The organism is Neoakkermansia glycaniphila (assembly GCF_001683795.1).
Classification (GTDB): Bacteria; Verrucomicrobiota; Verrucomicrobiia; order Verrucomicrobiales; family Akkermansiaceae; genus Akkermansia; species Akkermansia glycaniphila.
In genome coordinates this window covers 70,195-94,709 of record NZ_LIGX01000001.1, presented here as the reverse complement: position 1 = coordinate 94,709, position 24,515 = coordinate 70,195, and the positions used below count along the sequence as shown (strand labels likewise).

General features: G+C 58.3%; 22 protein-coding genes. 19 read left to right on the top strand and 3 right to left on the bottom strand.

The features are described from left to right. Positions 1–223: 223 nt before the first annotated feature. The 5 genes from rph to cysK all read left to right on the top strand — a co-directional run bounded on the left by rph (position 224) and on the right by cysK (position 5,525). Positions 224–1,003 (top strand): ribonuclease PH, encoded by a 780-nt coding sequence (gene rph / locus AC781_RS00360; protein WP_067771717.1) that lies wholly within the window; start codon positions 224–226, stop codon positions 1,001–1,003. Between the two features lie 107 nt (positions 1,004–1,110). Beyond that, positions 1,111–1,878, top strand: a complete 768-nt coding sequence (locus tag AC781_RS00355) for a type II secretion system protein (RefSeq protein WP_067771714.1) — start codon at positions 1,111–1,113, stop codon at positions 1,876–1,878. 139 nt (positions 1,879–2,017) lie between these two features. Beyond that, positions 2,018–2,734, top strand: a complete 717-nt coding sequence (locus tag AC781_RS00350) for a peptidoglycan recognition protein family protein (RefSeq protein ID WP_067771712.1) — start codon at positions 2,018–2,020, stop codon at positions 2,732–2,734. A 381-nt stretch (positions 2,735–3,115) separates the two neighbouring features. Next, entirely contained in the window at positions 3,116–4,387 is a 1,272-nt protein-coding gene (locus AC781_RS00340) for an O-acetylhomoserine aminocarboxypropyltransferase/cysteine synthase family protein (RefSeq protein WP_067771707.1), read from the top strand. A gap of 139 nt (positions 4,388–4,526) precedes the next feature. After that, the gene (gene cysK, locus AC781_RS00335; protein ID WP_067771703.1) at positions 4,527–5,525 is read left to right on the top strand and encodes a cysteine synthase A; all 999 of its coding nucleotides are present in this window, start codon (positions 4,527–4,529) and stop codon (positions 5,523–5,525) included. A gap of 113 nt (positions 5,526–5,638) precedes the next feature. On the opposite strand, the gene AC781_RS00330 is transcribed toward cysK, so the two are convergent. The 3 genes from AC781_RS00330 to AC781_RS00320 form a co-directional block, all read right to left on the bottom strand. Beyond that, positions 5,639–6,076: a GNAT family N-acetyltransferase gene (locus AC781_RS00330; RefSeq protein ID WP_067771700.1), complete on the bottom strand. Its 438-nt coding sequence runs from the start codon at positions 6,074–6,076 to the stop codon at positions 5,639–5,641. 67 nt (positions 6,077–6,143) lie between these two features. Next, positions 6,144–6,665: a preprotein translocase subunit SecG gene (gene secG / locus AC781_RS14175; protein WP_067771697.1), complete on the bottom strand. Its 522-nt coding sequence runs from the start codon at positions 6,663–6,665 to the stop codon at positions 6,144–6,146. Between the two features lie 39 nt (positions 6,666–6,704). Beyond that, complete coding sequence (locus tag AC781_RS00320; protein ID WP_067771694.1) at positions 6,705–7,043, bottom strand: aspartate 1-decarboxylase; 339 nt, start codon at positions 7,041–7,043, stop codon at positions 6,705–6,707. A 222-nt stretch (positions 7,044–7,265) separates the two neighbouring features. Between AC781_RS00320 and AC781_RS00315 the strand changes: the two genes are divergently transcribed. From AC781_RS00315 to AC781_RS00250, 14 genes are all read left to right on the top strand, one after another. Beyond that, on the top strand, positions 7,266–9,206 hold the full coding sequence (locus AC781_RS00315) for a phospho-sugar mutase (RefSeq protein ID WP_067771987.1): 1,941 nt from the start codon (positions 7,266–7,268) through the stop codon (positions 9,204–9,206). Between the two features lie 153 nt (positions 9,207–9,359). After that, positions 9,360–10,652 carry a phosphopyruvate hydratase gene (eno, locus tag AC781_RS00310; RefSeq protein WP_067771691.1) on the top strand — a complete coding sequence of 431 codons (1,293 nt, stop codon included), beginning with the start codon at positions 9,360–9,362 and terminating at the stop codon, positions 10,650–10,652. A 26-nt stretch (positions 10,653–10,678) separates the two neighbouring features. Then, the gene (locus AC781_RS00305) at positions 10,679–11,050 is read left to right on the top strand and encodes an FtsB family cell division protein (protein WP_083076303.1); all 372 of its coding nucleotides are present in this window, start codon (positions 10,679–10,681) and stop codon (positions 11,048–11,050) included. A 48-nt stretch (positions 11,051–11,098) separates the two neighbouring features. Beyond that, positions 11,099–12,661: a hypothetical protein gene (locus tag AC781_RS00300; RefSeq protein WP_067771685.1), complete on the top strand. Its 1,563-nt coding sequence runs from the start codon at positions 11,099–11,101 to the stop codon at positions 12,659–12,661. Positions 12,662–12,676: 15 nt separating this feature from the next. Next, on the top strand, positions 12,677–12,925 hold the full coding sequence (locus tag AC781_RS00295) for a hypothetical protein (RefSeq protein WP_067771681.1): 249 nt from the start codon (positions 12,677–12,679) through the stop codon (positions 12,923–12,925). Positions 12,926–12,928: 3 nt separating this feature from the next. Next, a complete protein-coding gene (locus AC781_RS00290) occupies positions 12,929–13,948 on the top strand; it encodes a chorismate-binding protein (RefSeq protein ID WP_067771677.1) in 1,020 nt (339 codons plus the stop codon). A gap of 166 nt (positions 13,949–14,114) precedes the next feature. Next, entirely contained in the window at positions 14,115–15,521 is a 1,407-nt protein-coding gene (locus AC781_RS00285) for a sugar transferase (RefSeq protein WP_067771674.1), read from the top strand. 15 nt (positions 15,522–15,536) lie between these two features. Next, positions 15,537–15,998, top strand: a complete 462-nt coding sequence (locus tag AC781_RS00280) for a tRNA (cytidine(34)-2'-O)-methyltransferase (RefSeq protein WP_067771671.1) — start codon at positions 15,537–15,539, stop codon at positions 15,996–15,998. Between the two features lie 5 nt (positions 15,999–16,003). Continuing rightward, positions 16,004–16,561, top strand: coding sequence for a ribonuclease H-like domain-containing protein (locus tag AC781_RS00275; protein WP_067771668.1), 558 nt, complete (start codon positions 16,004–16,006; stop codon positions 16,559–16,561). Positions 16,562–16,801: 240 nt separating this feature from the next. Beyond that, positions 16,802–17,398 carry an RNA recognition motif domain-containing protein gene (locus tag AC781_RS13180; protein WP_083076302.1) on the top strand — a complete coding sequence of 199 codons (597 nt, stop codon included), beginning with the start codon at positions 16,802–16,804 and terminating at the stop codon, positions 17,396–17,398. Between the two features lie 163 nt (positions 17,399–17,561). Next, complete coding sequence (locus tag AC781_RS00265; protein WP_067771665.1) at positions 17,562–18,413, top strand: FKBP-type peptidyl-prolyl cis-trans isomerase N-terminal domain-containing protein; 852 nt, start codon at positions 17,562–17,564, stop codon at positions 18,411–18,413. Positions 18,414–18,585: 172 nt separating this feature from the next. Then, positions 18,586–19,764 (top strand): galactokinase, encoded by a 1,179-nt coding sequence (gene galK / locus AC781_RS00260; protein ID WP_067771662.1) that lies wholly within the window; start codon positions 18,586–18,588, stop codon positions 19,762–19,764. Between the two features lie 279 nt (positions 19,765–20,043). Further along, positions 20,044–22,104 (top strand): sodium:solute symporter family transporter, encoded by a 2,061-nt coding sequence (locus AC781_RS00255; protein ID WP_083076321.1) that lies wholly within the window; start codon positions 20,044–20,046, stop codon positions 22,102–22,104. 151 nt (positions 22,105–22,255) lie between these two features. Beyond that, on the top strand, positions 22,256–24,475 hold the full coding sequence (locus AC781_RS00250; RefSeq protein ID WP_172801784.1) for an NPCBM/NEW2 domain-containing protein: 2,220 nt from the start codon (positions 22,256–22,258) through the stop codon (positions 24,473–24,475). Positions 24,476–24,515 lie beyond the last annotated feature (40 nt).

The window sequence follows — 24,515 nt, the reverse complement described above, 5'->3', positions numbered from 1 at the left end:
TGCAATTCCTGTCGTGCCGCGAAGGAGCAAGGCATCCCCCTCTTCCACAGGTAAATGGAAGTTACATAGAGAGAGAGCTGCGCCACCTCTGGGTAGAGGTGGCGCAGCTTTTTTTCCGAGAACGGCATGTAACCGGTGTTCGGTTTGTTCAATGTGAAGATTTCCTTGACAACCCGTTGCCTTTTGCCTTGTCAAATTCGTGGAAACAGGGCATTCTAACGGCATGAACCGTCACGATCACAGACAGGCGGACGAATTGCGTCCCATCTCCTTTATTCCGCATATCGCCCCGAATGCGACGGCCTCCGTATTGGCATCGTTCGGGAATACACGCGTGATTTGTGCGGTGACAATCGAGGAGGATGTGCCCCGCTGGATGAAGGTGCAGAAGGTTGAGGGCGGCTGGCTGTCTGCCGAGTATTCCATGTTGCCCTATTCCACGCTGGATCGTAAGCGCCGCGATATTACTTCCGGTAAACTGGACGGGCGTTCTTCGGAAATCCAGCGACTGATCGGGCGCTCCTTGCGCGCCGCCGTCGATCTTTCGAAGATCGGCCAGCGCACGGTCTGGATCGATTGCGACGTGCTGCAGGCTGACGGCGGTACAAGGACGGCTTCCATTTCCGGAGCGTCGGTTGCTCTCGCGATGGCGCTGAACAAGCTTGTAGCGGAAGGGAAATTGGCTGAAATGCCCATGAAGCAGCTCGTTGCCGCTATTTCCGTCGGCATGCTGGAAGGTACGCCTCTTCTGGATCTCTGCTATGTGGAAGACCGCGATGCAGATGTGGATATGAATGTGGTGATGACGGAAGGCGGCCAGTTCGTCGAAGTGCAAGGTTCCGGGGAAGAAGCGGTGTTCACGGCCGATGAGATGGCAGCCATGCTTGCTCTTGCTGGCAAGGGCATCCGGGAGTTGAACGCTTTGCAGCGCGAGGCGATTGCTGCTGCAGACCGCCCGGCGGCCGAGGATTTATCGGCTCTGCAGGCTTTGTTTGCCCGCTAAAAGGGAAGTGCGGGCAGGGGCGATCGGCATGGTCGGGAAAAATGAATTTACCGCTTGCCAACTATACTTGTAAATGCTATAAATAACCGTCAATCACAGATTCAACCATGAAACTCAAATTTGCACATAAAGTCCGTCGCGCAGCGGCATTCACGCTGATCGAGCTGATGGTCGTCGTTGCTATTATTGCGTCTCTGGCCGCCGTATCCTGGGGTCCGATTCTCGATAAGTTGAACGATGGCGATCGCACTGCCGGTGTTTCGAACATGAGGAACGTGTATTCCACCCTGATGGATTTCAATAATTCATACGGTTCCTTCCCGTGCGATAGTACGGCGCTGGATATCGAGGAGCAGAATGGCGAGACAGCAACCCAGTACGGCCCAATCAAAGGCAACTATTCGAACGATTATCTTCGCCAGCTCTTTTTCCTGAACAATGTTGGTCCTTCCTTTGAAGGCAATTTCTATGCAAAAATCGCTATTGCCGATGGCCGCAAGATCAAGGAAGCCGATAAAAAGGTAGGCGGTGGCAAAGCTCTTTCCAAAGGCGAATGTGGCTTCGGTTACGTGATGCGCACCGACCCCGACAATGCGGACGTGCGTACGCCCGTGACGGGCAACGACGCTACTCCGATTCTCCTTTCTTCGGTGGCCAGCAAGGCTCCGACGAAGGCTGCCGATACCCGTTACGATATGAACAGCTTCCGCGGCAATCTCCTGTACTATACGATTTCCAATTCGGGTGGACAGAAGGAACTTGTTGAAGAAGAAGATAATACCGATTATGGTACTCCCAAGAAGAGTCTCTTCGGTGAGGACAAGAAAGGCCGTGACAATGGCAGCAAATACATTGTCATGCCTCCCAATCTCTAAAGAGGCGGGTAGATACTGAACCGAACTTTTCACAAGGCGTTCTGCATCGTGCAGGGCGCCTTGTTGTTTATGGCAGCGGGAGCTTCGGAATGGGCGAAAAGCGCCTTGACATTCCGATGTCCGTGTAGAAGGATACGCCATGCCCTTTCTCTACCTTGTGGTTTTTCTCTGCTGCTGCCTGCTGCTGGGATGCGACGATGCGGTCGATCGTCTACCGGAACCGCCGCTGGTTATTTTTACGCCGGATCCTGCTCCGCTGCGTTGTCTGACTCCGCAGCAGTTGCGCGAGGAGATCAATATCTGTGAGGATTTGATTCCGAAAGGGGAGTTCGGCCGTTGCAAGCCGCGTGAGCTGGTGCCGCACTATATCACGATCCATGCGACGCGGAATATGAATGCCTCCGCCAATGCGGCGCGGCATGCCTCCGTGCTGAAGATGGGGCGCATTACGGGCGGTGCGGTGGGGTATTTGAGCTGGCATTTTACCGTGGATTGCGGGGAGGTGCGCCAGCATTTGCCTCTCAACGAAATGGGGCATCATGCGGAATACGGTTACAAGCCGGGCAATCTGTATTCCATCGGCATTGAGATGTGCGAGAACGAGGGGAACGATATGCCGGCGACGTTCGAGCGAACGGCCAAGCTGGCGGCTTTGCTGATGTACGAGTACCGGATTCCGTTGAAATGCGTGGTCGGCCATATTTTCTGGACGGGGAAGAAATGCCCCGCCCCTCTTCTGGATGACGGGTGCCTGGGGGCGACCTGGGCCGGCTTCATTTCGCGAGTCGATTACTATGACCGTTGCCTTAAATTCGGGTCGCAGCAGCAGAAAAGGGCGGAAAACAAGGCAGGCTGACAAGGGAGTGTCATACTTTGTTTTCTTGTAGGATATTGATTATTAATATAAATGGATGTTCGTTCGTTGCCTCGGCATGAAAAAAATAGTCTGTACGCAAATTATTCTTGCGAATCAGTCTAAAAAACGGCAGAATCCCGGCGCACCAAGTTCATCCTTCATTCAACTTTTCGGTTTTTTCCGCTTCCGATCCTTGACAGGATATTTCTTCATTTCGAGGAGGCTTTTTTTGTTGATTCCCGCATGGCATCCGTGTCTTCCTTTTGTGCGGTCCAGTATCATGTCTCCGCATCTTCTTGCCGCGCCGTAACCGGCAGGTGATTTTTCCGTTCTTTCCTTTTTCATTCATTCACAATTAACATAGAAATAAATAGATCCATTATGAGTTACAAGCCTGAAACATTAGCCATTCATGCCGGACAGCCCGTCGAAAGCGATACCCTTTCCCGCGCTGTGCCCGTTTACCGCACTTCATCCTTCCTGTTCAAGAGCGCCAAGCATGGCGCCGACCTGTTCGCCCTGCGCGAGCTGGGCAATATTTACGCCCGTCTGATGAATCCGACGAACGATGTGCTGGAGCAGCGCATTGCCGCACTGGAAGGCGGAGTCGGCGCCCTGTCGCTGGCTTCCGGTACGTCCGCCATCCAGTATGCGTTGTTGAATATTCTGAAGGGCGGAGACGAGTTCGTGACGGCAAACAATCTGTACGGGGGCACCTACACGATGTTCGACGCCATTTTGCCGAATTACGGGATTACGGCCCGCTTTACGCCGGTGAACGATTTTGCCGCCGTGGAGGCCGCCATCAATGAGAAGACGCGTGCCATTTATATTGAGGTGATCGGGAATCCTTCCCTTGATGTGGCGGATATCGACCGTTATTCCGAGATTGCCCGCAAGCATCATTTGCCCCTCGTCGTGGATTCGACGTTTACGCCGCCCACGCTTTTCCGCCCGATCGATCATGGTGCGGATGTGGTGATTCATTCACTGACGAAGTGGATCGGCGGGCATGGTACGGGCATCGGCGGCATCGTGATCGATGCTGGCAAGTTCGACTGGACGGATCCGAAGTTCGCCCTGTACAACGAGCCGGACGGCGGCTACCACGGGCTGCGTTTCGGACATGATCTCGGCAGTTTGCAGCAGCTTGCCTATATTCTCCGCATGAGGACGGTGCTTCTGCGCAATCTGGGTGCGACTCTTTCTCCCGATTCCGCCTGGAATTTCATCCAAGGAGTCGAAACGTTGCCGCTTCGCACGCAGCGCCACAGCGAGAATGCCTTGAAGGTGGCCCGTTTCCTGAAGAATCATCCGAAGGTGGCATGGGTGCGCTATCCGGGGCTGGAGGACGATCCTTCCTACCCGCTTGCAGCCAGGTACCTGAAGAACGGGTTCGGCGGTATGGTGGTGTTCGGCCACAAGGGCGGTTATGAAGAGGCCGTGCGCGTGATCGACAATATCCAGCTGTTCTCGCACCTCGTGAATGTGGGCGATGCGAAGAGCCTGATCGCCCATCCGGCAAGTACGACTCATTCGCAGCTTTCCGAAGAGGCCCTGCTCAAAGGCGGCATTACGCCTGATCTGCTGCGCCTGTCCATCGGTCTGGAACACGTCGATGATATTATCGCGGCTCTGGACGAAGTTCTGTAAAAAACAAGGAAGCCGTGAACGCGGCTGCGTCGGGAGGCGTCTATACCTGCAAGGCAGGGTAGCCCTTCCGGCCCGGCTGCCCGCGCGGCCTCAACCCGGGCGTCGGCAGCGCCGCACGCCCTCAGCCAATAAGAAAACCATGAGTACACCAGAAACATCAGCAGACAAGAAGGCCTATTCCTCCGTCGTGGAGACGATCGGCCGCACTCCTCTCGTTCGTCTCAACCGCCTGGCCGAAGGCCTGAATGCGGAGATCTGGCTCAAGTGCGAATTCCGCAATCCCCTTTTCAGTGTGAAGGACCGTATCGGCCGCGCCATGATCGACGCCGCCGAGAGGAGCGGAGCCTTGAAGCCCGGAGGCATCATTATTGAACCGACTTCCGGCAATACGGGTATTGCCCTCGCTTCCATCGCCGCTGCCCGCGGTTACCGATGCATTCTCGTGATGCCCGAGACCATGTCTCTGGAGCGCCGGACGCTTCTCCGCATGCTGGGGGCCGAGATCGTGATTACGCCGGGCTCCCTCGGGATGAAGGGCGCTATCGCCAAGGCGGAAGAGTTGTTGAAGCAGTATGGCGATCATGCCTACGGCCCCGGCCAGTTCGATAATCCTGCCAACCCCGAAGCCCACTATTTCACCACCGGCCCGGAAGTGTGGGACGATACTTCCGGCGAGGTCGATGTGTTCATTGCCGGCGTCGGCACGGGGGGTACCTTCTCCGGCACAGTGGAGTATTTGAAGGAGCGCAAGCCGAGTGTGCGCGGTGTGGCCGTGGAGCCTGCCGCCAGCGCGGTCATTTCCGGTGGCGCGCCTGGACCGCACGGCATTCAGGGGATCGGAGCGGGGTTCATTCCGAAGAATCTGAACCGTTCTCTGATCGATGAGATCGTGCAAGTGACGAATGAAGACGCTCTGCGTACTGCTCGCGCCCTGGCGGCCCGCGAAGGTATTCCGGCCGGCATTTCGACGGGAGCCAATGTGTGGGCGGCTCTGGAGCTGGCCCGGCAGCCCGAATATGCCGGGAAGAAGATCGTGGCGATTGCCGCTTCGGCTACGGAGCGCTATTTGTCCACCCCGCTGGCTGCGGAAGCTGCGGAAGAGATGAGACACCTGTCTGTCAGCCCTGTGAATCTTTGAGTTTGCAGGCTGGCTCTGTGCGGATCCCCTTGTCCGGCATGTCCGGGCAGGGGGATTTTAGCGTCGGAGGCAGGAGGGCACCGAAGTATCCGCAGAAGTGGTCAGGGTTCGGTTTAGAGGAAGTCCGGCAGTTTGCGCTGCATGAATTCCATGGGGTCGCCGGCACCGTGGACTGAGAAGCCGAACGGCGCATAGAATTCCGGAGTTTCTGTGAGCAGGGCCATGCGTCCGACGCGGGCAACTTCGGGATTTTCCATGACGGCGGCCAGCAGGCGGGAACCGAGCCCTTTGCCCTGGAATTCCGGCACGATGAAGACATCGGTTACGTAGCCGAAGGTGCAGCCGTCGCTGACGACTCGCGCTCCTCCTACCTGGACTCCGTTTTCCTCGTCGTACATGCCGAAGACCCAGCGGGAGCCGTCGAAGCTTTCTTCGATCATGGCGTGGGAACGCGTTTTGGCCCAGTAGGAGTGGTCGTTCAGGAAGCGGCAGATGACGTCGAACTGGAGTTTGCTCCGGTCGTCGGAAATCAGGATGGATGGTGTTTTCATGGCTGTTGTATCAAGAAAAAAGGACGGGGTAAACCCGTCCTGAGAAAAAAGCGGAATGTCTCGGATGTCAGGCTACTGCCGGTTGAGTGGCCGGAGCTTTGTCTCCTTCGGCTGCGGGTGCAGCAGGCTGAGCCGGAGCTGCGGGCTGGGCTGCCGGCTGTGCAGGTGTTTCGGCGGGAGCCGGTGCGGGCGTTTCTTCCGGTTTGGCGGCATCGGCAGCGGCAGGCTGCTGATTGAGGAGGGCGCCGATGTTTTCCGTGGCAGGCTTGGCCGGTTCGGCCTTTTTGGTGGCGGTCGCCCGATTGCTCAGGGAGGATTGTTCTTTCTTGAAGGCTTTGCTCAGCATGATGCCGAGGGCGAGGCAGACGATGAAGAACAGCGTGCCGAAGAGGACGGTGGCTTTCTTGAGGACATCCGTGGTACGTGCGCCGAAGGCCTGGTCGGTCATGGCTGCGCCGAATGCTGCGCCAAGGCCTTCCTGCTTGGGCCTCTGCATGAGGACGACAAGCAGCAGCAGGGCGCTGACGACGAACAGCACGGCAAACGAAATGTAGATGCTGATATTGAGAAGATCGGCGATAACAAGCATGGCAGGACAGATTAACTGAAAAAAAAGATTTTGTAAAGCCTAGGAAATGATTTCGTTGAGTTCGTTGCAAACGATTTTCGTCGGGATGATGGGTTTGTCGTCCATCGCGAAGCTCATAATGACGACGCGTTCACCTGTTTTGATGAGGTGGGCGGCGCCGCCGTTCATGATGATGTTGCCCGTGCCGGGAGGGCCGACAAGTGCATAGGTTTCAAGGCGGTTGCCGGAGGTGACGGAGGCGACGAGCACCTTTTCTCCCGGCCACAGGTTGGCGGCTTCCATCAGATCCTGCGGAATCTCGATACTGCCTTCGTATTCGACATCGCCACGGGTGATCATGGCGCGGTGAATTTTCGATTTGAGTTGTTGAACGAGCATGGCGTCGGAAAATTTCGCGTGGAGGGATCAAATACCGATACGCGCCAAAGGTCAAGCGAAAACGCAATCGAAGTGTGACTGTCGTTTGACATCGCGGATGCGGGAGTCGCCGTTTGCAAGGGATGGCGGGAGGTTCGCCGTTGATATCCCGGGCGGCGGCTTTCGCCGTCGCTGCCGCAGCTTGTTCTTGTGTTGAGTGAGTGAATCTGTATGATTCGCTCCATGGAAAGCATATTGCATCCGTTGCTTGAAAAGGCGGTGGCCGATGGCAGGCTGCTGGCCTCGTCTCTTGAGAATATCAATCTTTTGCTGGCGGGTTCGAAGGATCCCGTGGTTCCGGTGTCCATCCGGGAGCTGGCCGAGGCCGGGGAGTGGCAGGAATTGAACGACCGTTTTTACAAGACTCTGGCTTTCGGGACCGGAGGGTTGCGGGGCCGGACGATCGGCAAGGCGGTGACGAAGGCGGAGCAGGGGCATGGCGGCCCGAACGGCAGGCCGGAGTTCCCCTGCGTCGGTACGGCGTCGATGAATTATTTCAATGTGGGGCGCGCGATGCGCGGCCTGATTATTTATATGAGCCGTTTCGTGGCGGCGGAAGGCGGCAATCGCAAGCCCCTGATCGTGATCGGGCACGATACTCGCCATTTCTCCCGCGATTTTGCGGAGTTCTGCGCCCGCATCGCCTGCGATCTGGGTTGCGATGTGGCGTTGTTCGACGGCCCGTGTTCGACTCCGGAGGTGTCCTTCGCCATCCGCGAGCTGGGCGCAGATACCGGGGTGGTGCTGACGGCGAGCCACAATCCGGCGCACGATAACGGTTTCAAGGCGTATTTCCGCGACGGTTCGCAGTTGATCGCTCCGCATGACATGGGGGTGATTCAGGAGGTGAATGCTCTGTCTTCCGATTCCTACGAGCCTCTTCCCGAGGCGGAGCGCGGTTCCGTGCGCGTGCTTGGCCCGGAGTTCGACCGCGTGTTCATGGATCGCCTGAAGACGATTATTCTTCGTCCCGGCGAGTTCGAGCAGGGCGGCGCGAATGTGGTTTATACGAATCTTCACGGCACGGGCGGCCGCTGTATCGTGCCTTTGCTGCGCGAGCTGGGCTGCAAGGTGACGACGGTAGCCGAGCAGGATGTGCTGGACGGGCGTTTTCCGACGGTGGCTTCTCCGAATCCCGAGAATGCTTCAGCCCTTGCGATGGGGATTGAGCAGGCCGACCGCATCGGTGCGGAGATCGTGATTGCGACCGATCCTGATGCGGACCGCATGGGTATTGCCGTGCGCGATGCTTCGGGCGAGATGAAGCTGATGACGGGTAATCAGATCGGCTCTCTGCTGGCCTGGTACCGCTGCATGACGATGCTTGAGCTGGGCATGATTTCTCCGGACAATCTCGATCACACGGTGATGGTGAAGACGTTTGTGACGACTCCCCTGCAGGATGCGATCGGCGAGAGCTACGGTATTCCCGTGGTGAATGTGCTGACGGGTTTCAAGTACATTGCCGCGAAGCTCGGCAAGTACGAAGCCGCGATTCCCGAGGATCTTCGCCGCGGCTACCGCCGCATGAGCGAGGACGAGACTCGCGCCCTGCGCCTCAAGTTCAGCCGTTTCTTCGTGTTCGGCGGTGAGGAGAGCTACGGTTATCTGGCTCAGGATTTCGTGCGCGACAAGGATGCGAATGCCGCCGCGCTGCTGGTGGCCGAGCTGGCGGCCTATGCCTCGAACCACGGTACGAATTTGACGGCTCTGCTGGACGATTTGTTCGGGAAGTACGGTGTGCATCTCGAAGGCGGCAAGTCCATCGTGATGGAGGGTGCGGACGGTGCGGCGAAGATTGCCGCTCTGGCGCAGTCCTACGCCGATCATCCTCCCGTGGAGGTGGACGGTTCTGCGGTGAAGGCGATTCGCGATTTCTCGAAGGGCGATATGGTGGATGCCGAAGGCGATCCCATTCCGGCGGAGAAGATGCTTTTTGTCGATCTGGAAGACGGCCGCAGCTTTGCCGTGCGCCCTTCCGGTACAGAGCCGAAGATCAAGTATTACCTGTTCGGCCACGGTGCGCCGGGTGCCGATGTGCAGGAATCCCGCAAGGCCGTGCAGGCCGCGGAGGATTCGCTGTGGAAGGCTGTGGAAGCCGATGCGCACAATCGCATGGCCTGATGCGGTCAAACAGTTGCCTGTTTCCGGGCGGGGCCTGTTCCGAAGGGGCGGCTCCGCCCGTTGCTTTTCAGGGAGAGAAGTCAGGGGAATGAGAGTTAGTTAGAACAAACTTTCTTTGAACGCCTCTCCTGTTCTTCGTGTCCAAGCGGTACTATGGAAAAAGATCTGTTCATTACAGAAACAAAAGCCCGCGAAATTCTGGATTCTCGCGGCAATCCCACCGTCGAGGTCGATGTCCGCCTGGCAGGCGGCGCCGTAGGCCGTGCGGCGGTGCCCAGCGGAGCCTCTACGGGCGAGCATGAGGCATGGGAGTTGCGCGATGGGGACAAGAGCCGCTATCTCGGCAAGGGCGTGCAGAAGGCCGTGGATAATGTGAACGATATCATTGCTCCCGAGCTGGCCGGCATGCGGGCGACGGATCAGGTTTATCTCGATCATCTTTTGATCAATCTCGACGGTACGCCGAACAAGGCTCGCCTCGGTGCCAACGCCATTCTCGGCGTTTCTCTGGCTATTGCACGCGCGGCGGCCCAGCAGCTCGGTGTGCCTCTTCACCGCTATCTCGGCGGCCCGAATGCGAAGGTTCTTCCTGTGCCGATGATGAATATTATCAATGGCGGAGCCCATTCCGACGCTCCGATCGATTTCCAGGAGTTCATGATCGTGCCGAAGGGCGCGCCGACTTTCAAGGAGGCGTTGCGCTATGGTGTGGAGGTGTTCCATGCTCTGAAATCCGTGTTGCACGACCGCGGGCTGGCAACGACCGTAGGCGACGAAGGCGGTTTCGCCCCGACGCTGAAATCGGCCGACGATGCGCTGGAATGTATCATGAAGGCGATCGAGAAGGCGGGCTACCGGCCCGGCGAGGATATCGCGATTGCGCTGGATGTGGCTTCTTCGGAGTTCTACGATGCGGAATCCGGCCTGTATGTGTTCAAGAAATCGGATCAGAGCCGCCGGACGGCCGCCGATCTCGTGGCGTACTACAAGGAGTTGCAGGCGAAGTTCCCCATCGTGTCGATCGAGGACGGTTGCGCGGAAAACGACTGGGCAGGCTGGAAGGTGCTGACCGACGAGCTCGGCAGGACGATGCAGCTCGTGGGCGACGATTTGTTCGTGACGAATGTCGATTTCCTGCGCAAGGGCATCGATCAGGGGGTGGCCAATTCCATTCTCGTGAAGGTGAATCAGATCGGCACGCTGACGGAGACGCTCGATGCCGTCGAGCTGGCGCGCACGAATCGCTATACCGCCGTGATTTCACACCGCTCGGGCGAAACGGAGGATTCCACCATCGCCGATCTCGCCGTGGCGACGAATGCGGGGCAGATCAAGACGGGTTCCCTGAGTCGTTCCGACAGGCTCGCCAAGTACAACCAGCTTCTTCGTATCGAGGAAGATCTTTATGAAGACGCCATTTATGCTGGCACCATCATGAAGTTTTAGTCTATAATGCGGTCGAGCAGCAAGTTATGTTTCGACTGTTTCACAGACACCGGCAACGCCCCACGCTGGAAGAGGTGGAGATGCGCCGCGCGGCACGCGCCGACGGCCTGAAAAGCCTTCTTCCGGTGATGGGGATCATTCTGCTGGTGATTCTGTTTTTCCTGCTGACGCTGATCGTCTTCCGCCCGTTGCGGGATCTGCGGCGGCTGGAGCAGGACAAGGCTGCGATGCAGGGTAAGCTGGAGGATGCCAAGGCCGACCACGAGAAGGCCCGCAACGAGTTCCGGTGGATGGCTGATCCTGAGTATTTTGAAAATGTGGCGCGCGACCGGGCCAATCTGGCAAAACCCGGAGAAACGATTCTGCGCCAGCCGGAAGCATTGCCTCAAAAGCGCTAATTCCATGCTTGAAAACGGCTGGGGCGCATGCTAGGCTGTGACGACACTATGGCACGGCGCAGACGAAAGAGCAAGGGACCCAAGACGGGCGTGAACTGGAAACGCAGGCTGACGATCATCGCGGCCGCGCTGGTGCTGGTTTGCCTGCTGGCCGTCGGGGGCGGCTACCTGTGGCTGACTTCCTATCTTTCCGGCTCTTCCTTCCGCTCTTCTCTGGAAGACCGCTTCATGCGCGAATTGCGCGCCGACCACGTGGCGCTGGGCAATCTCGACTGGGCAGGCGGCAAGATCGGCATGCCGAAGGCGCAGGTGGAAATGCGCGGCGCGCTGAATATGGCCGATGCGCGTGATATCGAGGTGAGCCTCAACCGCTCCGCCCTGTGGGACCGTCTGTGCCATATCCCGATGCTGAACATCAGGTCGCTGGATGTGCGGCTCGATCTCTCCCGCCGCGATGTCGAGCTGCCTGCCTACGAGGCTGTCGAGAAAGGTTTCTTCGATTCCTTCGCCCCGAATAAGACGCGGGTTGACCGGGTTATCATCCGCCAGCTGGATGTGGACGCGGTGGACGGCCCCAGCTCCTATTCCCTGCAGAATGCCAGGGTGACTGTCAAGCCGGGCCTCAAGCTGGATTCCTTTTCGGCTTCCATTCAGGGCGGCACGTTGAAGCTTCCTCTGGAATGGGTGCGCGAGTCCGAGCTGGAATCCATGACCGCTTCCTACACGAACGGCAATCTGGAGCTGCGCGACGGTATTTTCCGGACGAATCCCGGCAATATCGTGCTGGAGCGTGCTTCGTGGGATCGCACCGACAATCTTTGGAGCCTGTTGCTGCGCGTAAACAATGCCAATGTGGAGCGTCTGCTCAATCCGGACTGGAAGAAGAAGCTGACTGGCTCCCTCCTCGGGAATGTGCGGATGGACGGCGATGCTTCGGGCATCCGCCACGTTTCGGGCAAGGTGAATCTGGTTGGCGGCCGGTTGACGGCTCTGCCCGTGCTTGAACGCCTTTCGACGCTCTGGGACGAGCGTTACCGGAGCCTTTCGCTGGACGAGGCCGGGGCGACTTTTTCCTTCCCGTACAACGATCCAGAGAAGAATATCCGCAATGCGTGGATGATTCGGAATATCAACGTCGTCAGCAAGGGGATGATTCATGTGAAGGGCTATGCCATCATCGGGCAGGACAGGCGCTTGAGCGGCACGCTCCAGATCGGCATTCCGGCCCGTTACGTCGAGATGGTGCCGATGCTCAAGGAGGCCGTGTTCAATGTGCGTCACGAGCCTGACGGGGGTATGCTCTGGGCCAATATGAACCTTTCGGGTACGATAGACGCTCCGGAAGACGATCTCGTGGTGAGGGCTTTTTCCGCTCTCGGTTCGGCGACTCTCGGCGCCGCGACGAATGCTGCTGCCGGAGTGGCGAATACGGCTGCCGGTACTCTGAAGAATCTCGTCTCGCCCTCGGGCGGCGATAAGGAAGCCGGTGAAGAGGAGGAAGACGGCAAGAAGGATGAAGACCAGCCCGGCGGCTTGCTCAATAAGGCTGTGGACGGCGCCGGAAAGGCTCTTGATACCGCAAGCGATGCGCTGAAAAAGCTTCCTCTTTGAACGAAAGTCCCAGTTATGAAAAGAATCATTCATCCGTCGAATTTCATCGAATGCACGGGCATTGTGATCGACCGTTTCGCCGAAACGGCGTTTCATGCCAGCTTGCCCAACGGCAAGGAGTGCGTGGCTTTCGTGGAGAAAAAACAGGCCCCTCTGCGCGATCTGCTGAAACCCGGCGACCGGGTGCGCCTGACCTTGTGCCCGGCCGATATGGATCGCGCCCGCGTGGACGCCCTGCTGGAGGATGAACCTCGGACGAAGTAGGCGATGAAGGCGGAAGAGATCATCCAATGCCCGGCAGGCGCGATGTTCCGCCACCCGGAGAAGGGGCTTGTGATCGGTGTGGGGCCGTTCGAGGAGTGCGCCGACTGGCCGGAAGGCAGGACGGCCTTTTATGTGAACGATTTTTTCCTCTCGGCGGCAAAGCCCTGGAAGATTCCTTCGGAGGTTGTCGTCCTGTCCGAGTCTTGTCTCCGGAAGGAGCCGTTGCCCGTGCAATGGGAGGCTCCGTCCCCTGCGGCATTCGTGCAGGTCTTTGAAGAAATTGCCCGCGAGTTGAAATCCGGACGACTGGTGAAGACGGTGCCTGCCGTGGCGGAAAAGGGAGTGATCGGCGAAGGGCATTCTCCAAAGGAAATCGTGCTTGCTGCGGCTTCTGCGCCGGATTACCTGTATCCCTATGCCTTTTGGGAGGGCGATCGCGGTATCTGCGGCGCGACTCCCGAGATTCTGTTCCGCCAGAGGGGCAGGCGGCTGGAGACGATGGCTCTGGCGGGAACCGCCCGGCCGGAGGATATCGAGGTGTTCCGCGACGATGCCAAGGAAATTCACGAGCATGAGATCGTCGTTCGGGCGCTCCTCTCCCGTCTCTCGCCGCACGGCAATCTGGTGCGTGCGCCTAGGGGGATCATGGAGCTGGGTTCTCTGGTGCATTTTCTGACTCCCTTGGCTCTGGATGCCGATGAAGACCTGTCGCCCGGTTTCTGGCTGAATCTGTTGCACCCCACTCCCGCACTGGGGTGCCAGCCCTGCACGCCGGAGACTCTCGGCCTGCTGAAGCAGTGGCGGGAGAGGCTGCGCTGCCCGGCGTCTTTCGGGGCCCCGTTCGGCCTCGGCATGGATGGGGAGGTAATCATGCTGGTCGCCATCCGCGGCGTGGAGTGGAGGGGGAACCGCCTGTCGCTGACGGCTGGCGGGGGGATTGTGGAAGCGTCGTCCGTGACGCACGAATGGCGCGAATTCGGCCTGAAACGCGCTGCCATCAGGCGGGTGCTGGGGCTTGCCTGACCGCAGCTGCGCCGCTCGGCGGCTCCGGAAAACAGGAGTTTGTCCGGTTATTTTTCTATGGTCCTCATGTTGAGTTCCGTATTCTGTTATACGCGTGTGCAGGCAAGTCTTGACATTTGTTGCAACAATGCTAATCTTTTCGCAGGTTTCTCTCTCTATATTTTTCATGACAAAAGACAGCTCGTTTTACATCCGCTTTTTCAAGGTGCTCGATATGGGGCTTGTGGCTCTTTCCATTTGGGTTTCATGCCATCTTGTCGTGCTGCTTGCGCCATTGTTCCATTGGGAAGGGGTGTTTTATCCGGATGCGTTCGACTGGGCTCCGTGGAAGGTGTGGACGGTGGTGGTGGCTGTGCCTTTGATCCTGGAGCGGTACGGATTTTACCGGAAACGCAATTTGCAGCGGCCGGCCCGCGCCGTCCAGCAATTGTGCAAGTTCATGGTTTGTGTGGGCGTGCTGCTGTCTCTGTACCTGCTGTGGCTGCAGTCCATCGACCTCAATGTGAAGCGCCTGTTGTGGGTCGGTTGTGCGCTGGTGCCGATCGTTTTGTTCGTGCGGTACTATCTCTGCTACCGGTATATGACCCGCGAGCATGCCGATGCGGAGCAGTTGACGAGCGTTGTACTGATGGGCAAGCATTCCAAGCAGATGGCGATGTGGGAATCGTTGCCGGACGACTGGAGAAAGTCGTTCAACGTGGTGGGTGTTTACGATCCCGACATGATGACGCTCGACGAGTTCGAGCAGCTGATCGTCGTGCACAGCGTGGAGCAGGTGGTCGTGTTCGGCAAGCTGGCCGAGGCGATGCTCACGAGGGAGGCCTGTGAACTGTGCGATCTGCAGGGGATCGATGTTTGCCTGTGCGTCGATAATCTCTCCGCCACGGAAAAGATGCCCCGTTATGAAACCGTGGGGAACAAGGGTTTCCTCATTTTCCGCAATGCGCCCGTGTTGTCGTGGCAGATGTTCTTCAAGAACGTGCTGGACAAGGTGGGGGCGCTCTGCCTGCTGCTGGTGAGCAGCCCCTTGTGGCTGATTGCGATCATCGGCATCAAGGTGTCCGATCCGAAGGGCCCCGTCTTCTACAAGCAGAAACGCTCCGGCTTGTATGGCAAGCCGTTCAATATGTGGAAATTCCGGTCGATGTACGTGGATGCGGAACAGCGGCTGGAGGAAGTAAAGCGCGAATATGGCAACGATATGTCGGGCCCCATCTTCAAGCTGAAGAACGATCCCCGCATTTTCCGCTTCGGCAGCTTCATCCGTAAAACATCCATCGATGAACTTCCCCAGCTGTTCAATGTGTTGACGGGCGATATGAGCCTCGTCGGCCCCCGCCCGCTGCCCGTGTACGAAACGGCGGCCCTGCCGAACATCAAGGACCGCCGCCGCATGAGCGTGAAGCCCGGCCTGACCTGCTACTGGCAGATCGAAGGGCGTTCGTCCACGACGGATTTCGACCAGCTGATCGCCAAGGATCTGAAATATGTCGATACATGGAGTTTCTGGCTCGACATCCGGCTGCTCTTGCGTACGATACCTGCAGTCCTTTTCCGCAGGGGCGCCGAATAGAACAGAAAAGCAAGCGTGTACCACATCGTCCTCTTTCAGCCAGAAATCCCCCACAACGCAGGAGCAGCCGGAAGGCTCGCCGTCGCGACAAACTCGGCTCTGCATCTCATCAAGCCGCTGGGTTTCAGCCTGGACGAGAAGCATATCCGCCGCACGGGGCTGGATTACTGGCAGTATGTGGATCTTCACCTGTGGGATTCGCTGGATGAGCTTTGTGCCGCGGCCGATCCGGACGCCCGTTTCTGGTACCTCTCCACCAAGGCCAGCGTGGCGCACTGGGATGCGCCGATCAGGGATGGAGATTACTTCGTGTTCGGCCCCGAGTCCCGCGGCCTGCCCGAGAGCTGGATATACGGACATCCTGAGACCGCCCTGCGCATCCCCATGAGCGGGGAGCATGCCCGCAGCCTGAATCTTTCCACCGCCGTGGCCGTCGTCCTTTACGAAGGGATGCGCCGCTTGTCCCTACCTCGATAAACGCCATGCAAGATATCGTCTATTTCGACTTGGAAACGCGCCGTTCGGCTGCCCAGGTGGGCGGCTGGCACCAGACGGCCAAGATGGGTATTTCCGTCTCCGTCACCTATTCGACGAAACTCGACGAATACAGGATTTATACCGAAGAGGAAACCGGTGCGCTGATCGACCAGCTCCGCGGGGCGGATCTCGTCGTCGGGTACAACCACGTCGGCTTCGACTACGGCGTCGTGCAGCCCCATACCTTGTGGAATATCGGCGAGATGACGCGCAACCTCGACCTTTGCACCGATTTGTCGGAAAAAATCGGCCATCGCCTCAAGCTCGATTCCGTCGCGACGGCCAGCCTCGGCCTGACGAAGACGGCGGAAGGTACGGATGCCCTCAAATGGTGGGCCGAGTACGAGCAGACGAAGGAAGTGTCGAAGCTGATCGATATTGCCTACTATTGCTGCTACGATGTGAAGGTGACGATGGCCGTGCACCGTTTCGGGGTTGAGAACGGTTATGTCCTCTACGACGACAGGAACGGAAATATCGTCAAAATCGCCGTCGATTGGTAAGATGCGGGGTGTCGATTTTTTTCCGGCCGGATGACTCGAAGCGTGCTTGCCATCCTGACGCGATGGGGTAGCATGAGCAAGCTTCCGCGGGAATAAGCGTATGTTAGGTATTGTCATGCGTCTCTCCCTTTCCGCGCCGTGCCGCGTATGCAGCGGTATCTGAAGCCCCAAATGCCGGGTATCCTTGCATGAGCATCCCGGCCAGTGCAACCGACCAAAACACCATATTCCAACGATAACATGTCGCAACACCAAACACATGGAAGACAAGGGCAGGGTTCCCGCCGTCGCTCCTACAACAAGAGCAACTACCGCCGTGGCGAAGGAAGCCACCGCATGCCTCGCCCGGAACAGCCTCCCGTCAAACTGACTTTCTGGCAGAAGCTGCTGAAGGCGATCGGCCTCTACAAGCCGGCCCCGCCCGTGAAGCGCAGCGCTCCCCGCACCAATACGCGGGTCGCCGGCGAATCAAGGCCCCCGCAGAAGGAACGCCGCGCCTCCTTCTCCAAGGCTCCGACTTCCAGCCCCCGCCTGTACATCGGCAATCTCTCCTACGAAGCTTCGGAAGTCGATATCGAAGAACTGTTCAAGGGTATCGGCGATGTCAAGAGCGTGGAAATCATCTACAACCCCCGCACGCACAAGTCCAAGGGCTACGGCTTTGTGGAAATGTACCAGATGGGCGATGCTGCCCGCTGCGTGGAAGTTCTTCATGGCCAGCCCTTCATGGGCCGCGAGCTCATGGTGAGCGCCGCCAACGAAAGGCAGGAACGCCAGGACGACAGGCAGCCCGCCGATCGCCAGGAGCCGGCCGGGTTCGATCCGGACGACGTTTGATTCCGTTCCTCTCGTTTTTTACCGGGCCGCAGCACAAGCTGCGGCCTTTTTTGCGTCGTTGTGCGGCCTGTGCCGGATATTGCGTATTTTCTTCTTTTATTTGAACGTGGGACGTGATTCAATGTCTCACCTACAACCTTCAAGAATTCATTCCTGATATCACATGAAAACAATTCGCAAGATGATGTGCGCGACTGCCTTGGCAGCCGTCTCCCTCAATGGCATGGCCCAGGATGCTCCCGCAGCCCCTGCCGCAGCTCCGGCTCCCGATAAGGAACAGAAAGCGGAAGCCCCCAAGCTGGACGATGAAACTGTCAAGCAGCGCGTGGGCTATTTCCTCGGCCACCGCATGGGGCAGCAGCTTGCGGAAATCCCGACGTTCAATCTGGACGATGTGGACGCGAACTCCCTTCTTCAGGGCATCAAGGATGGCCTGAACAACAAGGTGGACGACAAGATGAAGGAAGTCGAGCCCGCTCTCGACATTTTCCGCCAGCGCATGGACGAACGCTATGAAGCCAAGGCCGAGGCCAATCTCGAAGCCGGCAAGAAGTTCATGGAGGAAAATGCCAAGAAGCCCGGTGTGAAGACCCTTCCTTCCGGTGTTCAGTACATCGTGGTGAAGCCCGGCGGCGACGTCAAATACAATGTTGAGAAAGATGGGGACGATCCTACCTTCAAGCTCATGTACGAAGGCCGCCTGATCGACGGCACCGTGTTCGACAAGTCGGAAAAGCCCGTCGAATTCAAGCTGCAATTGATCCCCGGCTTTACCGATGCGCTCAAGGCGATGCCTGTCGGTGCGAAGTGGAAGGTGTTCATCCCCTCCGAACTGGCCTACAAGGAAGCCGGTCCCGGTATCATCGGGCCGAATTCTACGCTGATCTTCGACATCGAATTGCTGGAAATCATTCCCGGCAACTCCCCCGCCACGCCTCCGGCCGGCGGCGGTCAGCTCACGCCTGAAATGCTGCAGCAGCTTCTCGAAGCCCAGCAGCAGGGTGCAGCGAAGTAAGCTTCTCAGCCTTCCCGTTTTGTCAGTCCGCAGGGTTCGCCCTGCGGATTTTTTTTGTTGGTTTTTCCGGGTGTTGATTTCCCGCCGATCATGCGGAAGCCTCAACATTTTATTCAAGGTGCGTACTTTGGGATTGAGTCGCCGGGTTCATTTGTGTTATAGGTACTCCGCTATGGATTTAGAGCAACGCGAAATCAACGTGGGGACAATCAGTCCCTATTTTGAACAATACTTTGGTCATAAGCCGACAGTGGTGGCCGCCTCTCCCGGACGCGTGAACCTCATCGGGGAGCATACGGATTACAATAACGGGTTTGTCCTTCCGATGGCTCTTGAAAACAATTGCGTCGTTGCCGTCGCCCCGTCTCCTACGGGCAAGCACCGCTGGTGCGGCTCTCTGGGCGATACCATTTATGAAATCCCCGTGGAAGAAGCTTCCGAAAAGGGTGAACCCTTCTGGTCCAACTATGTGCGCGGCGTGGTCGCTCTGCTCGGACGCCGCGGCATCGAAGTAGGCCCCGTCGATATGCTGATCGACAGCAATGTGCCGCGCGGCGGCGGCCTTTCCTCCAGCGCCGCCTTGGAAGTGGCCGTCTGTACGGCTCTCGCCGCCCAGTTCGACGCCGATATTTCCTCGAAGGACAAGGCTTTGATCGGCCAGGCCGTCGAACACGAATTCGTCAACGTGCCCTGCGGGATCATGGATCAGTTCGTCTCCGCCCATGGCAAGAAGGGCCATGCCCTGATGCTCGACTGCGCCGATCTGGAATACAAGCTCATTCCGATGGACGATCCTGAAGTTTCCGTGCTCGTGCTCGACAGCGCGGTGAAGCACTCTCTCGCGGACGGAGCCTACGGGCAGCGCCGCAAGCAGTGCGAAGAAGCCGCCCGTATTCTCAACGTGCCTTCCCTGCGCGAAGCCGACCTGCAGATGGTGGAAGCAGCCAAGGCCGAACTCGGCGATGTGCGCTACCGCCGCGCCCGCCACGTGGTAGGTGAAAACAACCGCGTGCAGGCTTTTGCCGGAGCGATCGCCACGCGCAACTGGGATGCCGCCGGCGTCGCCATGCGCGGAAGCCATGCCTCCCTGCGCGACGATTATGAAGTTTCCTGCCCCGAGGTGGACACGCTCGTCTCCCTGTGCGACAGTATTCCCTCCGCCTCTTCCATCTACGGCGCACGCATGACGGGCGGCGGCTTCGGCGGCTGCATCGTGGCTCTCGTGAAGACGAAGGATGTGGACAAGGTCGGCCAGGAACTGCTGGATGCCTACCGTGCCGCCACCGGAATCGAGACGATTTATCTCGTGACCCGCGCAGGCGACGGTGCCCGGGTTCTCTCCAGAAAATAAAACTTTTTTACTTATACCTGTGATCATATGAACAAGATCAAACTCGCATTGGGCCTCCTCTCCCTCGTCGGGATGGGCGCATGGGCTCAGGAAGCTGCACCCGCTCCGGTCGATCCGGCTCCGGTGCAGGCAGTAGCGGCCGAAACTGCGCCTGCGGCACCTGCCGCCGCTCCGGCTGCCGCACAGCCCGCACCTGCTGCGGCCGTTGTGGAACAGGCGGCAACCGCTGAAGCCAAGGCTGCTCCGGTTCCTGCCGTCGAAGCCAACAAGCAACCCATGATTTCCGTGTGGGAAGCCATCGTGTTCTGCGTCGTCGTCATCGGCGTCATTTTCCTCGGCATCTGGAAAAGCCGTGATGAAAAAGACAGCGAAGACACGGACAAGGGCGCGTCCGACTACTTCCTTGCAGGCCGTGGCCTGTCCTGGTGGCTCGTCGGCTTCTCCCTGATCGCCGCCAATATCTCGACGGAGCAGTTCGTCGGCATGTCGGGCAAGGCCGCCGACTGGCTCGGCATGGCCATCGCCTCCTATGAATGGCTTGCGGCCATCACGCTCGTCGTCGTTGCCTTCTTCTTCCTGCCCAAGCTTTTGCGCGGCGGTGTGTACACCATTCCGGAATTCCTCGAATACCGCTACAATACGGGAGCCCGCGCCATCATGGCTCTGGCGACTCTCGTCATTCTCGTCGGCGTGCCGACGGCAGGTGTGATCTACTCCGGCGCGAAGGTGATTTCCGTCTTCTTCTTCAGCAGCGACATGGGTTCGTTTGAGCTCGGCCTTGCTGGCATCGCGTTCCCGTGGCCGATCCTGATCGGCTGTATCATCATCGCCCTCTGCGGCACCATCTATGTGTTCGTGGGCGGCCTGAAGGCCTGTGCCTGGACCGACCTCATCTGGGGCGCGGGCCTCATCGTGGGCGGCGGTGTGGTGGCCTACCTCGCCATGCAGGCTCTCGGTTCCGCCGATCCGGCTCACTTGATCCATTCCGCTTCCGCCAATTCCGGTGCGACCGTCGATTCCCTCAAGGATGCCGATGCGTGGAGCCGCCTGATGCAGCTCAATGCGGGCGATGTGGTCGATGGGGTGAACAGCGCCGGCGGCAAGCTTCACATGGCCCGTCCCGAAAACGATCCGGATATTCCCTGGACGGCTCTTTGCATCGGCCTCTGGATCCCGAACTTCTTCTACTGGGGCCTGAACCAGTACATCATGCAGCGCACGCTGGCTTCCAAATCCCTTGCCGAAGGCCAGCTCGGCATCGTGTTCGCCGCTTTCCTGAAGCTGATCATTCCGTTCGTGGTGGTGATTCCCGGCATTCTCGCCTACAATCTGTACCGTGACGATCTCCGTGCGGAAGCCGTGGTGAAGAACGCCGTCGAAATGAAGAAGCTCGAGAATAGCGAGAAAAGGGCCGTGACCGTGATTCATGTGACGGACAGCTATCTCATGGAGAATTCCACGGAGGGTTGTGCTTTCGTGAAGAAGAACGCCGAGTTGATGAAGGCGTCTCCCGATGTCGTCAAGGAACTGGATACGGCCATTTCCGCCCTGCAGGCCGACGTGGCCGACGAGTCGACGACCATGGCACAGCGTTCCCAGCTCATCAAGCCGATCGTCAAGATCAATGAAGAGTTCGTGAAGAAAGCCAAGAAGGACGACAAAACCTACGCCGTGACGGATAAGCTGGTCGGCTTCGACTACGATGCTTCCTTCCCGACGCTGCTCAAGAAGCTTCTGCCCGGTACGGGCTGGACGTGGTTCGTGCTGGCCGCCCTGTTCGGTGCGGTGGTGTCCTCGCTGGCTTCGATGCTGAACTCGGCATCGACCATCCTCACGATGGATATTTACAACAAGCTCCGCAAGGATGCCTCGTCCCGTTCTCTGGTGCGTTTCGGCAAGTTCGGCGTGCTCATCTGCGCCCTGATCGCCTTCATGATCGCTCCGTTCCTCGGCAGTCCGTCGTTCAACGGCATCTTCAACTACATTCAGGAGTTCCAGGGCTACCTGAGCCCCGGTGCGCTGTGCGTGTTCCTCTTCGGCTTCTTTGTGCCGAAGTGCCCGCGCTGCTTCGGCTGGATGGGTATCGTGATCAATGCCGTGCTGTACGGTTCCCTGGCTCTGGCCTATCCCGATATGGCGTTCCTGAACCGCATGGCGGTCTGCTTCGGCGTGATCGTGGTGGTCGGCCTCATCTTCACCATCGTGAATGCAGCCCGTGGCGGCGAAGCCATCGTGCTGCCTGCCAAGAACGAAGTCAGCCTCGAATCGTCTTCGAAGGCCAAGGTCTTCGGCGTATTCGTGATTATCTGTACGCTTCTTCTTTACTGGAAGTTCTGGTAAAGAACCGGATTTATCCGATCTTTGGAAAACCCCGTGGAGCAAGTCTCTGCGGGGTTTTTGCATGAAAGGGCGCAGAGGCATGATCGGAAAGGTGAAAGAATGGAGGGCATGCACGCGTATTCATGGAATGCTTCGTACATGGTTTTTGAGTATGTGCGCCTGTGCCGGTACGGCAGCCGGCGCTGCGCTGCCGCCCGTTGTTTCGGATCAGGATCTCGTGATGACCCGCCAGACGTGGGGGGAGGCTCGCCGTGATGTTTCCGTCGAAGGCAAGCCGCTGACCATCGGCGGCAAGGTGTACGCCTCCGGTATCGGCACGCATGCCATCAGTATGATCCCGGTGGATGTGCCTGCGGCAGCCGCCGTGCTGGAAGGCGCCTGCGGCATCGACGACGAGGCGAAAGGCGGTTCTGTTCAGTTCCGTGTGATGGACGGTTCGTCCGTGTTGTGGCAGTCCGCCGTGATGAAGAAGGGCATGCCTGCCGAGGCGTTCAAGGTGGCTTTGCCTGCAGGAGCCCGCAAGCTGTACCTGATGGCTCACTGGGTAGAGAACAGCGATAACGACCACGCCGACTGGGTCGATCTTGCATGGAAGGAAGGTCAGCGTGCAGCCGGCGATGCCCCGGTGCGCATTTCTGCGGCCGATTTCGGCATCAAACCCGGCGAAGGGAAGGGCGCGGGCAAGGCTTTGCGCGCGGCCATCTCCGCCGCTCGCAAGGCGGGCGGTTCAAGGCCGGTGGTGATCGAGCTGCCGAAGGGCGAATACCATTTCGACCGTGAGGAGGCGCTGGAGATGAGTTTCCATGTGTCGAACCACGACCAGCCGGAGATTCACCCCGTCGGCGTGCCGATGGTGGATCTGCAGAATGTGACGTTGAAGGGGAACGGTTCCGTGTTCGTGTTTCATGGCCGGATGATGCCTTTTCTGGTGATGGACAGCAGCGGCGTGAAGGTGGAAGGCATCGGAATCGACTATGCGCGGCCCTTCTATTCGGAAGGCCGCATCGTGAAGAACGAGGGCGGCAGTACGGAGCTTTCTCTGGACAGGAAGCTGTTTCCATACGAAGTGAAGAACGGGAGGTTTGAAGCCATTTACGACGACGGCAGCAGGTCGGGCATTCAGACGGCCATGGCATTCCAGAAGGATACGCTGCATATCGCCCCCGATACGAGCGATATTTCATGGAATGGCCGCTGCGAACAGCTGGAGAACGGCAATGTGCGGATGGAGTGGGATACGCAGGCCCGCGGGTTGAAGCCGGGCGATACGCTGGTGCTCCGCAACTGGGGACGCCCTCACCCCGCGATGGTGATTTACCGTGCGAGCGATACCGTGCTGAACGATGTGCCCTTCCACTGCTCGCAGGGGATGGCTCTGCTGGCGCAGCGGTGCGAGAATGTGACCATCCACGGTGGCGGTTGCGTGATTCGCCCCGGTTCGGAGCGGGTGTACACGGCCAGTGCGGATGCGACGCATTTTTCCAATACGAAAGGCTTGATCAAGGTGGAGGGAGCCCTGTACGAAGGGATGATGGACGATGCGATCAATGTGCATTCGACTTGTTTGTCGATTAAGGAAATCGTTTCCCCTAATACGATCAAATGCCGCTATATGCATTATCAGGCCGTCGGGTTCGAGGTGTTCCTGCCGGGTGAAAATCTCTGTTTCATCTCGGGGCGCACGTTGGAGAACGGCAGCACGGCGAAGGTGAAATCCGTTCGCAAGCTCAATACGAACGAATTGCTGGTTACGCTGGAAGGAGATCTGCCTGCCGGAGTGAAGGCCGGAGATGCCGTGGAGAATGCGGATTATTATCCTTCCGTGGTTTTCAATGGCAATACCATCCGCAACAATCGCGCCCGGGGTTCCCTGTTCACCACGCCGAAGAAGGTGGTCGTGGAGAATAATCTGTTCGACCATTCTTCCGGTTCCGCCATTCTTTTGGCCGGGGATGCGCAAGGCTGGTACGAGAGCGGCCGCTGCATGGATGTGGTGATCCGGAATAACAGGTTCCTGCATAATCTGACGTCGCGCTACCAGTTCACGGAAGGCATTATTGCCATTTATCCAGAAGTGAAGGATTTGGCGAATCAGAAGGAATACTACCACCACAATGTGCTGATCGAGGGCAATGAGTTCGTGACGCAGAACGTGCCGCTGGTATTCGCCATTTCGACGAAGGATCTCGTTTTCCGGGACAATAAGGTGACGTACGACGATAAGTACCGCAGCTGGAACACGAAGCCTTTCATCCTCCGCCGCTGCGCGGATGTGCTGATCGAAGGCAATAAGGTGAACCGCCCCGCATGGACGATCGACAGCTGCAAGCTGGAGATGACTCCGGCTTCGGCGGTCACGGTCAAGCCGTAAAACAAATGCAGCTCCTCCGCCTGCAAAAGATGACGGCAGA

Coding starts and splice junctions, on each gene's coding strand:
- cysK (WP_067771703.1), top strand. CDS start 4,527: ATGAGTACACCAGAAACATCAGCAGACAAGAAGGCCTATTCCTCCGTC.
- galK (WP_067771662.1), top strand. CDS start 18,586: ATGGATTTAGAGCAACGCGAAATCAACGTGGGGACAATCAGTCCCTAT.
- secG (WP_067771697.1), bottom strand. CDS start 6,665: ATGCTTGTTATCGCCGATCTTCTCAATATCAGCATCTACATTTCGTTT.
- AC781_RS00250 (WP_172801784.1), top strand. CDS start 22,256: ATGTGCGCCTGTGCCGGTACGGCAGCCGGCGCTGCGCTGCCGCCCGTT.
- AC781_RS00285 (WP_067771674.1), top strand. CDS start 14,115: ATGACAAAAGACAGCTCGTTTTACATCCGCTTTTTCAAGGTGCTCGAT.
- AC781_RS00350 (WP_067771712.1), top strand. CDS start 2,018: ATGCCCTTTCTCTACCTTGTGGTTTTTCTCTGCTGCTGCCTGCTGCTG.
- AC781_RS00305 (WP_083076303.1), top strand. CDS start 10,679: ATGTTTCGACTGTTTCACAGACACCGGCAACGCCCCACGCTGGAAGAG.
- AC781_RS00265 (WP_067771665.1), top strand. CDS start 17,562: ATGAAAACAATTCGCAAGATGATGTGCGCGACTGCCTTGGCAGCCGTC.
- AC781_RS00295 (WP_067771681.1), top strand. CDS start 12,677: ATGAAAAGAATCATTCATCCGTCGAATTTCATCGAATGCACGGGCATT.
- AC781_RS00275 (WP_067771668.1), top strand. CDS start 16,004: ATGCAAGATATCGTCTATTTCGACTTGGAAACGCGCCGTTCGGCTGCC.
- AC781_RS13180 (WP_083076302.1), top strand. CDS start 16,802: ATGTCGCAACACCAAACACATGGAAGACAAGGGCAGGGTTCCCGCCGT.
- AC781_RS00315 (WP_067771987.1), top strand. CDS start 7,266: ATGGAAAGCATATTGCATCCGTTGCTTGAAAAGGCGGTGGCCGATGGC.
- AC781_RS00290 (WP_067771677.1), top strand. CDS start 12,929: ATGAAGGCGGAAGAGATCATCCAATGCCCGGCAGGCGCGATGTTCCGC.
- AC781_RS00330 (WP_067771700.1), bottom strand. CDS start 6,076: ATGAAAACACCATCCATCCTGATTTCCGACGACCGGAGCAAACTCCAG.
- eno (WP_067771691.1), top strand. CDS start 9,360: ATGGAAAAAGATCTGTTCATTACAGAAACAAAAGCCCGCGAAATTCTG.
- AC781_RS00355 (WP_067771714.1), top strand. CDS start 1,111: ATGAAACTCAAATTTGCACATAAAGTCCGTCGCGCAGCGGCATTCACG.
- rph (WP_067771717.1), top strand. CDS start 224: ATGAACCGTCACGATCACAGACAGGCGGACGAATTGCGTCCCATCTCC.
- AC781_RS00300 (WP_067771685.1), top strand. CDS start 11,099: ATGGCACGGCGCAGACGAAAGAGCAAGGGACCCAAGACGGGCGTGAAC.
- AC781_RS00320 (WP_067771694.1), bottom strand. CDS start 7,043: ATGCTCGTTCAACAACTCAAATCGAAAATTCACCGCGCCATGATCACC.
- AC781_RS00340 (WP_067771707.1), top strand. CDS start 3,116: ATGAGTTACAAGCCTGAAACATTAGCCATTCATGCCGGACAGCCCGTC.